Origin of the sequence: Staphylococcus sp. GDY8P131P (genome assembly GCF_017891975.1) — a bacterium.
GTDB classification, from domain to species: Bacteria; Bacillota; Bacilli; order Staphylococcales; family Staphylococcaceae; genus Staphylococcus; species Staphylococcus nepalensis.
In genome coordinates, this window is sequence record NZ_JAESKF010000006.1 from 247,270 (window position 1) to 262,864 (window position 15,595).

The 15,595-nt window shown below is 33.2% G+C and carries 13 protein-coding genes; 6 read left to right on the forward strand and 7 right to left on the reverse strand.

Translation table 11 applies throughout. The features are described from left to right. Positions 1-119 precede the first annotated feature (119 nt). Positions 120-623, forward strand: a complete 504-nt coding sequence (locus KA894_RS06810; RefSeq protein WP_096810878.1) for a cupin domain-containing protein — start codon at positions 120-122, stop codon at positions 621-623. A gap of 246 nt (positions 624-869) precedes the next feature. On the opposite strand, the gene KA894_RS06815 is transcribed toward KA894_RS06810, so the two are convergent. Both KA894_RS06815 and KA894_RS06820 read right to left on the reverse strand, forming a co-directional pair. Then, positions 870-1,946, reverse strand: coding sequence for a branched-chain amino acid aminotransferase (locus tag KA894_RS06815; protein ID WP_119487739.1), 1,077 nt, complete (start codon positions 1,944-1,946; stop codon positions 870-872). A gap of 385 nt (positions 1,947-2,331) precedes the next feature. Beyond that, a complete protein-coding gene (locus KA894_RS06820; RefSeq protein WP_096810880.1) occupies positions 2,332-3,288 on the reverse strand; it encodes an NAD-dependent epimerase/dehydratase family protein in 957 nt (318 codons plus the stop codon). Between the two features lie 409 nt (positions 3,289-3,697). Between KA894_RS06820 and KA894_RS06825 the strand changes: the two genes are divergently transcribed. Then, positions 3,698-4,342 (forward strand): FusB/FusC family EF-G-binding protein, encoded by a 645-nt coding sequence (locus tag KA894_RS06825; RefSeq protein ID WP_096823944.1) that lies wholly within the window; start codon positions 3,698-3,700, stop codon positions 4,340-4,342. Between the two features lie 188 nt (positions 4,343-4,530). On the opposite strand, the gene KA894_RS06830 is transcribed toward KA894_RS06825, so the two are convergent. Beyond that, a complete protein-coding gene (locus KA894_RS06830) occupies positions 4,531-5,421 on the reverse strand; it encodes a LysR family transcriptional regulator (protein ID WP_115342391.1) in 891 nt (296 codons plus the stop codon). Positions 5,422-5,545: 124 nt separating this feature from the next. On the opposite strand from KA894_RS06830, the gene KA894_RS06835 reads away from it, so the two are divergent. Continuing rightward, entirely contained in the window at positions 5,546-6,727 is a 1,182-nt protein-coding gene (locus KA894_RS06835; RefSeq protein ID WP_119487740.1) for an MFS transporter, read from the forward strand. Positions 6,728-6,854: 127 nt separating this feature from the next. Here KA894_RS06835 and KA894_RS06840 read toward each other — a convergent pair whose 3' ends face one another. Then, positions 6,855-7,331, reverse strand: coding sequence for an SRPBCC domain-containing protein (locus KA894_RS06840; RefSeq protein ID WP_119487741.1), 477 nt, complete (start codon positions 7,329-7,331; stop codon positions 6,855-6,857). A 557-nt stretch (positions 7,332-7,888) separates the two neighbouring features. Between KA894_RS06840 and KA894_RS06845 the strand changes: the two genes are divergently transcribed. The 3 genes from KA894_RS06845 (at position 7,889) to KA894_RS06855 (ending at position 11,542) form a co-directional block, all read left to right on the forward strand. Further along, positions 7,889-9,133 carry a Glu/Leu/Phe/Val family dehydrogenase gene (locus tag KA894_RS06845; protein WP_107644001.1) on the forward strand — a complete coding sequence of 415 codons (1,245 nt, stop codon included), beginning with the start codon at positions 7,889-7,891 and terminating at the stop codon, positions 9,131-9,133. A gap of 227 nt (positions 9,134-9,360) precedes the next feature. Then, complete coding sequence (locus KA894_RS06850) at positions 9,361-10,305, forward strand: agmatinase family protein (protein WP_096810885.1); 945 nt, start codon at positions 9,361-9,363, stop codon at positions 10,303-10,305. 10 nt (positions 10,306-10,315) lie between these two features. Next, positions 10,316-11,542: an Nramp family divalent metal transporter gene (locus KA894_RS06855; protein WP_119487742.1), complete on the forward strand. Its 1,227-nt coding sequence runs from the start codon at positions 10,316-10,318 to the stop codon at positions 11,540-11,542. A gap of 65 nt (positions 11,543-11,607) precedes the next feature. Here KA894_RS06855 and KA894_RS06860 read toward each other — a convergent pair whose 3' ends face one another. The 3 genes from KA894_RS06860 to KA894_RS06870 all read right to left on the reverse strand — a co-directional run bounded on the left by KA894_RS06860 (position 11,608) and on the right by KA894_RS06870 (position 15,461). After that, a complete protein-coding gene (locus KA894_RS06860) occupies positions 11,608-12,681 on the reverse strand; it encodes a YkvI family membrane protein (protein WP_119487743.1) in 1,074 nt (357 codons plus the stop codon). 691 nt (positions 12,682-13,372) lie between these two features. Continuing rightward, complete coding sequence (locus KA894_RS14700; RefSeq protein ID WP_107643999.1) at positions 13,373-13,546, reverse strand: hypothetical protein; 174 nt, start codon at positions 13,544-13,546, stop codon at positions 13,373-13,375. Between the two features lie 157 nt (positions 13,547-13,703). Continuing rightward, a complete protein-coding gene (locus KA894_RS06870; RefSeq protein ID WP_103373646.1) occupies positions 13,704-15,461 on the reverse strand; it encodes an ABC transporter ATP-binding protein in 1,758 nt (585 codons plus the stop codon). Positions 15,462-15,595 lie beyond the last annotated feature (134 nt).

Genomic DNA, 15,595 nt, shown 5'->3' on the forward strand with positions numbered 1-15,595 from the left:
ATAAAAATAGATTAAGGAACAAATTATGTACCTGATGCTAAGATTATTTACTGTGGTTTAAAATATTAACATCTCGGTAATGAGATATAGTAATAATAGCTAAAGAGGTGAAACCAATAATGTCAGATAAAAAAATTGAAGTCGAAACGATTTTTCGTGACCAGGATGGCGCCATTCCAAACAACGCTCAATATCCCTTATTATTATACAAAAATGTAATCAATGATGTGGACAGCCCTCTAGATATTTTAAAATTTAATAACTGGTTAAACACTTGGCGTGGGGGCATATTTCCAAAACATCACTATCATAGCAATACGCATGAAGTGTTAGTGGTTGTTTCAGGTAAAGCGACAGTTCAATTAGGTGGTGAAAATGGTCCTAAAACCGGTATTCAATATGGTGATGTTGTCATACTTCCAGCGGGATTCGGGCATAAACTTATTGATAGTCAAGACGCATTTGCTGTGATAGGTGCGTATCCAAACGGTGCTGATTATGACTTTTGTACTGGGCAACCGGATGAATGGCCTCAGAATTTAGAAAATATTAAAAGTGTAGGCTTACCTCAAACAGACCCAATATATGGCAATGATGGACCGCTATTTGGTTATTGGAAGTAATATTCTTTATAATTTCTGAATTTGTGTCGCATTGTTACATGTTATACAAAGATAATCTAACATGACTATGAGCTCAAACGTACCATTCATAAAAGCTATCTATTTAAATTAGCACCATATAAAATAATCAAATACCCATTCATTTTCCAATGAGATATCTGCTGCCTATATAAAATTCGAGGTTGAGACATTATTTTTATGCCCCAGCCTCGAATTTTGCATAACAATCGATTAGTTTTATATAAATTAATATCTAGGTACAACTACTCTCCAACCCTGTGGGTCTGCAAGTTTACCGCTTTGGATACCAGTATAATTGTCATATAAATCTTGTGTAATTTCACCTGTTTCGTTATTGTTAATAACGATTTCAGTGTTACCATATTTCAATTGACCTACTGGAGAAATAACTGCTGCAGTACCTGTACCAAATACTTCTGTCAGTTCACCTTTATGATGCGCTTCAATAAGTTCATCAATAGAAACGCGACGTTCTTCTACTTCATATCCTAAATTTTGTGCTAATTCAATTACTGTTTTACGCGTAATACCTGGCAAAATACTACCGTTTAATGCTGGTGTGACAAGTTTACCATTTTCTACAAAGAAGATATTCATGCTTCCTACTTCTTCTACATATTTTTGTTCCACACCATCTAACCACAATACTTGATCATATCCTTGCGCTGAGGCATTTGTTTGTGCTAATAAACTAGCAGCATAATTGCCTGCTACTTTAGCATGGCCTACGCCACCGCGTACTGCACGTACATATTCATCTTCCACATAAATTTTTGTTGGGCTTAATGATGCGCCACCATAGTATGAACCTGATGGAGATAAAATAATTAATAATTTATATGAATATGAAGGGCGGACGCCCAAGATACCTTCAGTAGCGAAAACATATGGACGTATGTATAATGACTGGCCTTCACCTTCTGGCACCCAATCACGTTCTATATCAACTAATTGTTTTAACCCTTCTAACAGTACCTCTTCATCAATTTTCGGCATATCCAAACGCGCCAATGAATTATTAATACGTTTAAAGTTCTCAGATGGACGGAATAGGTCTACTTCGCCATCATGTTTGTAAGCTTTCAAACCTTCAAATACTGCTTGGCCATAGTGTAATGCTTGAGCTGCTGGAGAAAGTTCAATTGGTCCGTAAGGCACAATCTTCAAATCATGCCATCCTTGATCAATATCGTAGTCGAAACTTAACATATAATCTGTGAAGTATTGTCCAAATCCTAATTGACTTGGATCTGGTTTTTCTTTAAGTGTTTCACGTTGCACAAAATTTATTTTTTCTGACATGACTATATCCTCCCAATGTTCTATTATTAAGTAATATAATAAAGTATATCAATCAGAATAGTTTCGTTCAATAATTTTCAAAAAATTTAAAAAATATTAATATGAAGTATTTTCACTATTTAAGCTTGATTTATAAGCTAAATGGAACATCAATATGACAAAATAAGCAAAACAAAAAACCGCTTTTTTCTAAATTAATTTCGTTGTCCAACCCACATCCCACAGGTGAAGCATCTTTCATATCTTGATATAAATACTTTAACAAATGGATTCAGCTATTACTGATAACATAAAAAAACCTTCTAAAGTGCCAACTTTTTAACGTCTACTTTAGAAGGAGCATATCATTTGGCCTAGTCACTCATCCTATTGAGTGCTCACAGGCTTACCTTACTTTATCTTTTTTTGCAATTTCATTTAACATAACTTCAGTCATTTTATTTAAATCATATTTCGGGTTAAAGCCCCATTCTGCTCTTGCACAACTTATATCGATATTATTTGGCCAACTATCGGCAATATTCTGTCTTATAGGGTCTACTTCATAATCTAATTGAAACTCTGGATAATGCTCTCGAATTGCTTCTTTTACCATTTCAGGTTCGATACTCATCGCGCTTAAGTTATAAGCATTACGGTTAATCAATTTCACCCCATCTGCTTCCATTAATTGGATAATCGCATCAATTGCATCTTCCATATACATCATATCCATAAACGTGTCTTTAGCAATATAACTTGAATAGTGTCCTTCTCTAACTGCTTTAAAATAAATATCAACTGCATAATCTGTTGTGCCCCCACCTGGCTCTTTAATATGTGAAATTAAACCGGGGAATCTAACACTTCTTGTATCCACTCCAAATTTATCAAAGTAGTATTGGCATAATAACTCGCCAGCAACTTTATTCACACCATACATAGACGTTGGTCGTTGGATTGTAACTTGTGGTGTGTTCACTTTTGGGGTCGAAGGGCCAAATGCACCGATAGAACTAGGGGTAAAGAATTGTAAATGATATTCTCTAGCTACCTCTAAAGCATTCAATAAACCTCCCATATTTAAGTCCCATGCAAATTGAGGGTTTTTTTCAGCTGTTGCAGATAGTAACGCAGCCATATGCATAAATGTATCTGGCTTAAACGATTCCACAATTTGAGTCATATGATTTTTATCTGTAACATCTAAAATTTCAAAAGGACCCTGAGCAATAGCAGAATCAACGTCTGGCTCTCTAATGTCTGTAGCGAGCACATTATCATTCCCATATAATGTTCTACATTTGATAACGAGTTCTGTACCGATTTGACCTAAAGCACCTGTAATCATTATTTTTTTCATAATTAAAAACTCCTTTGTCTATTACAGAAACTGCAATGTATTTTCGTAGTGGACAAATATCTAATATTTACATGTATTATACAATAAAAGCGCTTTTTTGTATACTATGTGTGTACAATATATGTAATTTTTCCTTTTATTTCTACGAATTGCTTTGCTTTTATTATTTTAACTATTTAATCTCCACTAAGAATAAGCAGCTATTGATATAACGCCTTATTGACATCCGTTTACTATTTTGGTATAAAGCAATCAAATATAGTATCTGGAGATGATGATATGTTGCATAACCATGCTGTATTATTAATACAAAGTAATGACTGTTTTTAGTTAAGATGCTTTGTTAAAAGTTTCTTTTCACAGAGCGTCTTTTTTGGTTTTAAAAATGAATGTGAAAGGAATTTTAAAATTGGAAAGACAAATCTATCCATATCAATTTAATGATATAAAAGTGCATATCGCGCATTTGTTTAGTGCCTATAAATCTGTTAATGACTTAAATACGATAGCATCCATAAAACAAATGACTAAAGAACAGATTTATAATACGTTTTATGAAACAGACGAGACAATTATTTATACAGTTGAAAAATTAATGTATATGCAAATTTCAAAGGAGCAAGTAGAAAAAGTTTTAGAAACCTTACAAACTTATGTTATACCGTTTGAGCAACCATCAAATAAGCAAATAGAAAAAGTATTCCGCAAAATAAAAAAACTAAAAGCACCATTCATAAGTAACGAAGTACTTTTAGAAAGTACCTATATAGGTTGGAATGACCTAGCTTCTAACAGAAAATTCATAATCTACTATGATGCACAAGGTAGGTTTAACGGTTTTTATGGTGATATATCTCATCAAACTGTAAAGGGGTTTTGTGCTATTTGTAATAAAGAATCTAACGTGGCACTATTCATGCGTAAAACACGCACTTCAAGTGATGGACAATACACTAAAAAAGGGGACTATATTTGTTACGATAGTACAAAGTGTAACCAGCAGTTGTCGGATATAACGCAATTTTATCGTTTTATAAATAAAATACATGCTTAAACTATAATATTCAAAATAAGCTTACAAGCATCCGACCTAACATTTAATATTTAATCGTTTAAAGCAATGCGTTTTTAAAAATTCTATTTAACCTAAGTGGGAATAAACAGATGGAATCAAACTATCTATGTATGATTTCTAGTTCGTTCCCACTTTTTGTTTCAAAATCTAAGATTCATATTTGTGTTTTAATTTTTTAAGTAATTAATAAAAGTACGAATAGTCTGTTCATCAGCGCGATCGACATTTGTCAGCGCTGTAAAATATATATAATAATCAAAAGGAGAGCCAATGGGCAACATCTCAATTAAACCATTGAGGATAAAGGGATCATCCTCTAACATTAAGCTAGATACAATACTAACACCTAATCCTTCGGAAACAGTTTTAATAAGTACACTAGGATTATTTGTTCTAAAAACAATTTTTAAAGGCCCGTTTTCATTTTCATAAGTTTTAAAATTATCGTGGTAAAAATTCCGATCATATAGTACAAAAGGAAATTGTTTTATTGCTTCCATATCCACCGTATGTTTTAAAGCAAGTTTAGATTTTTTAGGCACGATTAACTTAAAATCTGTAGATAAGTTCAATGAATGTGACACGATATTCTGAGCAAATGTTTCATTTTCCGTTCTACCTATTAATCCAATATCTATTTCATTATTTTCAATCATTTTAATAATGTCTTGTCTATCACTTTCAAATACTTCTACCTCAATATGGGCGTAATCCTTCTTAAAATTTGATAAAGCTTTAGGTACTATTTTATTAAATAAAGTTGGTATAGTAGCTATTTTTATTGAACCTTTAATGTTACTATGTAACGCCTCTACTTCAGACAATAAATTTGTTTGTGCTTCTAAAATTTCTATAATCAAAGGTATTAACCGCTTACCTACTGTAGTCGGCAAAGTCCCCTTACGAGAACGATTAAAAATTTTATAACCTAATTCTGACTCTAGGTTTGCTATGGACTGGCTCATTGCAGATTGGCTAATATGCATAGCTTCAGATGCATGAATGATAGATTCTAATTCGTAAATCTTCTGGACATATGATAACTGCTCAAAATTCATTAAATCACCCTTTTGTATTAGTAAAACTTATATAAACTTCAAAAATTCTAATTATACATTAGCATCTGTTATTCATTATAATTAATGGTGGTCGAAAAATTCATATTAAAGGACGGTATTAAATATGTACGATAAACTCTGGTCAAAAGATTTTATCTTCATTACTATCACAAACTTTTTGATGTATTTAATACATTATACATTAATTGTCACTGTTACTATATTTACTATTGATAAATATCATGCTTCCGAAAGCATGGGCGGTCTAGCTGCCGGTATTTTTATTATAGGTATGTTGTTCGGACGTTTAGCTTCTGGTCGGGTGATTGATAGTCTGCAACCGAAAAAAGTATTACTATTTGGTGTTACTTTTTCAATTATTACTGTTGGGTTATACTTTGCAATTAATAGTTTACTTATCTTAATGATAGTTAGACTATTACATGGCATTGCTTTCGGGTTATCTTCCACTGCTACAGGAACAATTTCATCAAGTATTATACCAGACAAACGTAAAGGCGAGGGTATTGGTTACTATGCACTAAGTGTAACAACTGCGTCTGCAATCGGTCCGTTCACTGGTATCCTTTTAAATCAACGGTTTGGTTTTGAGTCTATCTTTGTCGTAAGCTTAATTGTGATTATAATTGCTTTTGTCTTTTCATTATTGATTAAAGGGTTACCTAAACCAGAACCTTCAGAAGATGATGACGATCCAAGTACTAAAGGTATCAATGCTTATATCCAAAAAGAAGCATTACCTATTTCCTTTGTCGTTATATTCGTTGGTATTGCTTATTCCAGTGTCCTATCATTCTTAACTGTTTATACGGAACAAATAAACCTTACCACAGCATCTAGTTTCTTCTTTATCATCTATGCAGTTAGTACCTTTGTCACACGCCCATTTACCGGTAAAATCTATGATAATTATGGTGAAAATAAAGTAATGTATCCTGTATTAATTAGCTTTATGCTAGGGCTTATATTATTAAGCGCAACACATACAAGTTTACTGTTACTCATCTCAGCTATATTTATTGGTATCGGTTACGGTACAATCATACCTAGCGCTCAAGCAATCGCTATACAGCAGTCACCTGTTGAGAAAATTGGACTTGCCACTTCTACTTTCTATATGTTTGCTGATTTCGGTGCAGGTATAGGACCATTTATTTTAGGTATTATGATTCCAATCATGGGTTATCGTAACTTATATGTAACAATGGCTATACTCATTATTATTTCCATTGTGTTTTACTTTATATTACATGGTAAAAAAGCTGCTAAAAACCCTAATTATTAATGCTAAACAAATTTAGCATATACTATAAACTCACAAAGTAGGGACGAGAATACGAAAACGAACCAATTTTTTATTGTTTCGCATTCTCGTCTTATTTTTATTTTGATATATCCGTATTTAATTCTATTCAAATCACGGCTAGACTAGCTTCTATTTCAGTTTTTTTCGCATCAAAATCATAATTGTATTGGTCTAATGCTTCCCCTGTTTCAGCAATATTTTTAATACTTTCCAACTGAAATTGCCAACCTGCAAAATCTAATGCCGTATGAGGAAATTCAAAGGGTAGATATTCATAAAAAATGAGCGCCACATATGAGGGGTGTTCGTATAATTCAAATCTCACTTTACCAATATCCCATGTAAACCCAATCACTTTATTTTCTTCAAAATGTGTAATGCGCATTTCTATATTTTCACTCTCAGCTATATGAAAATACATTTTTCCTCCGACGGCCCTTTCTTGAAATGATAATTGTGGAAACCATTGCTGTATACCCTCTGTAGTACTTAAATATTTGAAAATATGATGGGCTCCGTTACTAATGTTTACAGTTATCGTTTGATAAACACCTTGTTGATCTTTTGCGTATTGGATAGTCATAATATTACCTCCTTAACATCATATAGGGAATATAACATATAAGTATGATGACTCATTTCATATTCCCTGTCATTTTATTACAGTAACTTATACATTGCCTTTGGATTGTAATTGAGCCGATTTACTTTGTTAGCTCTATTTAAAATAATAGATTATTGTATGGATTGCATTTGATTAACCTTATTACATTAAATTAAAAGAATTGATAGAATTAATCGTATCTATATCGAATCTTTCATATTTGAGTAACATGGGGTTATCTTTCTATTGTATCTATAACATTTCAATATCTATTAACCTTTTAGTATAATTAACCAATTTCCATGAAATTTTATTTATTAATAGTTTATAATAAACCTTCGCTTTTCATATACTTTACAATGATTTACAAGCTATAAATTATTACTATTTTTAAAATGTTCTATATACATTCTTTTACTGAATTTTCTAACTTTTACAAAAATTCAGTTGCTAAGTATTGATTTTATATCTTATTATAGATAACATTTATATATAAGTAACTTAAAATTTGAAGTAATAGATAGAGGAGATTAACCATGACAGAAAATAATGACTTAGTAACTTCAACTCAAGAAATTATGAAAGAAGCTTTACATAAATTAGGTTTTGACGATGGTATGTACGAACTTGTTAAAGAGCCTCTAAGATTTTTAGAGATCCGTATCCCCGTTCGGATGGATGATGGTACTGTTAAAACATTTAAAGGGTACCGAGCACAACATAATCAAGCTGTCGGTCCTACTAAAGGGGGCGTTCGCTTTCATCCTGATGTTAATGTAGAAGAAGTTAAAGCTTTATCGATGTGGATGACGATGAAATGCGGTATTACAAATTTACCATTTGGTGGTGGTAAAGGCGGCGTCATCTGTGACCCAAGAGAAATGAGTAATTTAGAACTTGAACGTTTATCACGAGGCTATGTCAAAGCAATCTCTCAATTTGTTGGACCAGCTAGTGATATCCCAGCTCCAGACGTGTATACTAACCCCCAAGTTATGTCTTGGATGATGGATGAATATAGTAAGATTAACCGTTCAAATGCGTTCGCATTTATTACTGGTAAACCACTATCTTTAGGTGGATCTCAAGGGCGTAATCGTGCTACAGCACTTGGCGCGGTTATCACAATTGAAGAAGCTGCCAAACGTAGAAATATGAGTATTGCAGGTTCTCGCGTTGCAATTCAAGGTTTTGGGAATGCTGGTAGTTTTATAGCTAAAATTTTACACGATAAAGGTGCCAAAATTGTTGCAATTTCCGAAAGTCGTGGTGCTTTATATGACCCCAATGGCCTAGACATAGAAAGTCTAATTGAGTTGAAAGCGCAACATGGTCGCGTAACACCATTATTTGATGAAGTCATTCCAAACGAAAAATTATTTGAAATCGATTGTGATATTTTGATCCCTGCTGCATTATCCAATCAAATTAATAAAGAAAATGCACATTTAATTAAAGCAAATATCGTTGCTGAAGCTGCAAACGGTCCAACAACTCCAGAAGCAACTAAAATATTAACGGATCGAGACGTCTTGATTATACCAGATGTCCTTGCAAGTGCGGGTGGCGTCACAGTTTCTTACTTCGAGTGGGTTCAGAATAATCAAGGCTATTATTGGTCAGAAGAAGATATCATTGTTAAACTTCAAGAAAAAATGGTGGAAGCCTTTAATAAAATTTATGACTTAGCAGAAAATAGGAAAATGGATATGCGCTTAGCTGCTTATGTAGTCGGTCTTAAACGTACTGCTGAAGCGACACGTTTCCGTGGTTGGGCATAATATTAAGCTTTTTATTATATTATTTTAAAACAAGCTGGTTCGGTGTTCGAATCAGCTTGTTTTTATATAAGCGCTTCATTTTCAAATTCACACTTCAAATAAAAAAATTATCTTAGTATTGAAATATTAGCATTTTCAAAAGTATTGAAAATTGAATTTTCTGAATTTATTTGAAATAAAAAACTATCCAATATATACTATTTACAACAAAGGGGTGTAAATACATTATGAAAAATAATATTTATGGTAATATACCATGTTTTTTAAATAGCAAAAATCTGACTTTAACAGATGATTTAAATACAGATGTCATTGTTTATGGTGCACCTTTTGAAGGTGAAAGTACCTGGGGTGACTATACTGGCGTCGAATTAGGCCCTAAACAAATTAGAGCGTGTTCGGCACGTTATAGTCAATATTTACCCGAATTAAACCATATAGATATAAGTGAACATTTAACTATCGGTGACGCCGGAGACGTGCCATTTGTCGCCCACAATAATAAAGAAAGTTACGAAAACATTGCTGATTTCACGAAAAGGTTATGGGAAAGCGAGAAATTTTTAGTCGGATTTGGTGGTGAACATGGCGTCACCTATCCTATTCTTAAATCTTTGGCAAAAACAGGCAAAAAAATAGGTATTATACATTTAGATGCACATTATGATAATATGCCTGATTATGAAGGTGAAAACTACGCACGAAACACGCCATTTATGAGATTGTATGAAACGGATGGTGTGCGTAATGAAAGTATTATTCACACTGGTATACATGGTCCTAGGAATAAACCAGAAACAGGACGCTACGCTCAAGAAGCTGGCGCAGTCACACTTACAATTAATGATATACGTGCAGCCAAAGATTTAAAAGCATATGCCAAAGCTATTTATGACCAAGCAAGTAAAGACGTAGATGTTGTTTACTTAACTATTTGTAGTGATGTATTAGACTTTGCATTTAATCCAGGTGGCCCTGTAGATGGCAATGGTCTAACTTCTTATGAATTATTAACGATGATTTATGAATTTGGCGCATTAGGTTTATGTGGCATGGATTATGTGGAAGTTTATCCGATGCAAGATGCAAATCAAAATTCTGCGCATTTTGTCTCAACAGCCGTGTTATATGTACTAGCTGGTCATGTAGCATATTTAAACAAAACGAAATAGCTGAGGGGTGATGATATTGGTCAACAGTATAAAAAAAGTTATTAAATCACTTGGTCCAGGAATGATTATCACCGCTTCGTTTATTGGCCCTGGCACGGTTACCACTATGACACAAGGTGGCGCAGGATTTGGATATAGCTTATTATGGGCTGTCGCTTTTTCAATTATAGCAACTATCGTCTTACAAGAAATGATCATCCGTTTGTCACTAGTGACAAGAGAAGGATTAGGAGAAGCCATCCAAGAATTATTTGCTCATAAAGTTGGAAAGCTGATTATTGTTTGGTTTACATTAATCGCAGTAGCCATTGGTTGTGCTGCTTACATAAGCGGCGATTTAATTGGCACATCACTTGGTGCTGCCTATCTATTAAATTTACCAGAGCATGTCGTAGCACCTGTCATAGGTATTATTATCTTACTTATTGGCTTATTTGGTAATTATAAATTTCTAGAAAAAGTCATGATTTTTCTGATGGTTATTATGGGGGTCATCTTTATAACAACCATGATTGTTATTAAACCTGATGTCATAGGTATCTTAAAAGGTATTTTTGTACCAACTATTCCTGATGGTTCTATTATTACTGTCATCGCATTAATTGGAACCACTGTAGTACCTTATAATTTCTTTATTCATTCAACGGCAGTACATGAACGTTTTAATGGTATCAGAGAACTTAAGTTTGCACGTTGGGATACAATCATTTCAATTACAGTAGGCGGTATTATTTCAGCTGCTATCTTGATTGCTGCTGCCACTTTAATACAAGGCGATGACGTCAAAAGTGTTATTCAACTTTCTGGCCCACTCAAACCTGTGTTAGGAGATGCAGCACCATTTGCAATTAGCATTGGACTGTTCGCAGCAGGACTTTCATCAGCAATTGCCTCGCCTACTGGTGCAGCTGCTACAATTAGTAGTTTATTAGGTTGGAAAGGTGGAATGGAAAGCAAAAAATATAAAGCTGTTTTCACGGTGATTATACTCGTTGGTATAACTACCTCTGCACTTGGATTTGAGCCATTGGAAGTATTATTAATAGCACAAGCACTAAATGGTATTATATTACCTATTGTAGCTATACTTATCTTTATTATTATCAACAAGCAAAATCTCATGGGACGATTTGCGAATACGATTTGGCTCAATATCATCGGACTCATTGTAGTATTAATCGTCACTTTTCTAGGATTTTATAGTTTAATTGATGCAATCACGAGTTTTATTTCTTAAAAATAAAGGGACGTATAGTGTTCAGTTAAAATAACTGAACACTATACGTCCTCTATTGATATCCATTACATTAAGCGTTTCTTACTAAATTTATTATATACCCATCTAATTAATAATGCTGCACTAATAAATAACCCAATATAACCAAATGTTTTAAATACAAAGTTCACGAGATCCACAAATCCAATGAAACTTAAGATAAAGGCTACAATTAATGAAATCGTTAATAGCGTCACATAGCCCTTACTACTTGGCTGTGTAAACCTACTTAAAAATGGATACAGCATACCAATACAACTATTAAAGATAACACCTATCATCACTGCAGACATAAATATACCAATATAGGGGTGAATATCGTTTGCTAATAATAACGTTGGAATATCTACGCTATTGGCATTTTGAATATTTGTCATCAAACCGCAAGTCATGATTAATAGCAAGATACTAAATGAAAGGCCGCCATAAAATGCGCCTCTACGTGCTGTTTTATGACTGATTGAATCGCTCCCCACTATCGTTAAAAAGCTGAAGCTGTTTCCAATTATCAACCCGCCATATACAATAGCATCCCACCACCATAACGAACTAGACGTTTTAGATGGTTTAATATATTGTTCTACGTCTGAAAACGGGATAGTTGGATTAATGATATTATAGCCAGCGATAATCAATACCGCGATAACTAAAAAAGGTGTAACAATGCTGAGTATGGTCATAATCTTATTAAATTTAAGTTGTAACACAACGAACAATAAAATAACTATACCTAAAGAGCCGGTCCATACCGGGAGACCAAAGCCTTGATATAAAGCAGATCCTCCGCCTGCAACCATAACTACGGTTAATCCAAATAAAAAGAAAATCGTTAAATAATCAATGATTTTCCCCACATATTTACCAAAAATACTATTTAATGAAATTTCATATGTATTCGCATCTAATCGATAACCAATCTTTGAAATTTGTCTAGTTGCAAACGTCACGATAATCCCTGTGAAAATCACAGCAATGTACGCATAGTTACCATGATTAACGAAAAATTGTAATAGTTCTTGGCCTGTAGTAAACCCAGCGCCTACTATAAAACTAAGATAAGCTAGCGCAGTCTTAACTGCAGCTTTATTATCTTTACTCATTTATCATACATCCCCTTTAAATTTGATTAATTTATACTACTTATTAATTTTTCAATGTAAGCTTAACCATTATTAAAAATAATTAATCACTACCTACGAGGACAAACGTTAAAAGATAGTGCCGTATCAAAATCTAAAATAAATAAGGGCAAGACAGAAACCCTTTTTTTACAAAGGTTTCATTGTCCCGCCCCGGCAAGCATGATGAGGGTTAAAAAAATGAAGTCAGTACGTTTCCAATCCAATCATATACTGTTAACATCATATAAAAGGCTATGCGTTTTATTTATTTCAGCCTCTTAAACAATAATTACGTGTTTTTAAATAGCGCTTGTCTCTTCTAGATTTTTTCTTTTGTTTCTGGCGCCATACTCAATGATAGTATAAAACCAATAAATAATAGTGATGAAGAAAATATACATGGTTAGACTTAGCCCATAATTTGCTAAAATCATAGGGAAGAAAAATGTACTTAAAGTAGAAGCTAATCGGCTTACTGTAGTAGTAACCCCCCGCCGGTGCTTCGTACATGCGTTGGGAATAATTCATATGGATCAATCCATTGATGGCTCCCCATTGCTGTATTGAAAATGCCATATACAATAAATAGTACAAGTATAATTAAAAATGAAGTATTTCCTTCCGATACTATACCTAATGATAACAAAGCTAGCGCAGTAATCAAGAAGGGTTATATTAAAGTTGGTCTTCGGCCATATTTCTCCACTAAGTAAAGTGCAGGGAAAACGCCTATCAAATAAAACATATTGATAACTGCAGATCCTAAGTATTTTAGCGATCCTTCATGAAATCCAAATTGTGATAATATTTCCGGTATATAAGTTCCAATAGCAAATGTAGTCATAACTTGTAATGACCAAAATATAGAAACAAAAACTAAGCTACTTATCTCTGATAACGTCTAGAAAATAAGTAGCTTAAAATATTGCATTTTTATTCAATTATCATTTTAAAAGTTCAGAGTACTGCAGGTTAATGATACGCGCTTTACTTCAGTTCATTTAAAAGGTCTCAACGTCTGTAAATTGTGATAAGTAAAGTTGCTTATAGGGACCTTCATGTTGCATGAGTGCCTCATGGCTGCCTTCTTCTAATATCTGACCGTCTTTAATAAAGATAATACGGTCAACATCTTTAATCGTTGATAAACGATGGGCAATAATTAAAGATGTTCTATGTTCAGAAAGTTTTTTAAATGCTTTTTGTATCTTGTTTTCTGTTTCAATATCAAGCGCACTCGTCGCTTCATCTAAAATAATAATAGAGGGGTCTTTTAAAAACATTCTCGCAATCGATATACGTTGCTTTTGTCCGCCTGATAATTTTGTACCTCTTTCTCCTACGAGCGTATCAAGCCCAAATGGCAATTCATTGATAAAGTTTTCCAGTTGGGCGTGTCGGATTGCTTCCCATATTTGTGCTTCATCAGCCTCTAAATGTCCGTATACAATATTGTCTCTTAACGTGCCAGAAAATAAGAATACATCTTGCTGAACCACACCTATTTCTGAACGCAGAGATGCTAACCGAATAGATTGAATGCTTTGACCGTCAAATAAAATATCTCCTTCATCTACTTCGTAAAATCGAGGTAATAATGAACTAATCGTTGTCTTACCGCTGCCACTTGGTCCTACTAACGCAATTTTTTCACCTTGATAAATTGTTAAATTCATTTTATTTAGAATAGGTGTTTCTCCATAGCCAAATGATACATCCTTATATTGAATTGTTTTAGGTTTAGAAGGCATCTTGATAGCCTGCGGGTCGTCTTGTATTTCTGGGTCTATCGCCAAGATTTCTCTGAAATTATTGAACCCTGCAATGGCTTTTGGAAATAGCTCAATAATCATATTAATTTGTTCTAAAGGTTTAAATAAAACATTCGTAATCATAATAAATGCAACGATGCCCCCATAGCTCAAGTCACCATGCAATACGAAGTAACTGCCAACGATTAATACAATAACCAGTGTTAATTTTTGAGCAATGTGGCTAATCGTAACGTTCCATGACATATAATTATAAGCTTTTAATTTTGTGGCTCTAAAGTCATCATTAATACGATTAAATTTTTGTTGTTCGTGGCGCTCATTAGTGAATGCTTGAACTAATCTAATACCACCAACATTATCCGCTATTAATTCATTAAAACGGGATACATTCGCAAATAGTCCTTTAAACGCACGAGACATTTTTTGATTGAAATATATCGCTAATATAAAAACAATTGGCACTACACAGAATGTAATCAATGCTAATTTCACATCAATTGTCAACATAATGATAAATGCACCAATCAATGTCATAATAGATAAAAAGATATCCTCGGGGCCATGATGCGCCGCTTCTCCAATATCCATTAAATCATTGGTTAAGCGACCAATTAATTTCCCAGATTTTTGGTTATCAAAATACTTAAAGTTTAGTTTTTGAATATGACTATATAAATCATTACGCATATCACGTTCTATATTTGTACCTAACTTATGCCCCCAATAGGTTACAACAAACTTAAGTACTGATGCAATAGCAAAAACACCTAATAAAACCAACCCAAAAATCACAATGAGATTCCAATGATTTGTAGGTAACAAACGGTCTATATAAATACTTGTAATAAGTGGAAAAATTAATTCCAATAAACCTACTACAATAGCAGAACCAAAATCTATAAAAAACAACCCTTTATACGGCTTATAGTAATTCAAAAAAGCTTTCACAACATCCCACCTACTTTTAAATTTATAAACATTCATATGAAGTATATTATGGATTAAATGATAATTATTATCAATGAAATTTATTAAAATTTTATAAATGTGTAAAATCAAATATTCATACATTTTAAAAAACATTATATACGTTATACCAACCAAAAATAAAATAAGAG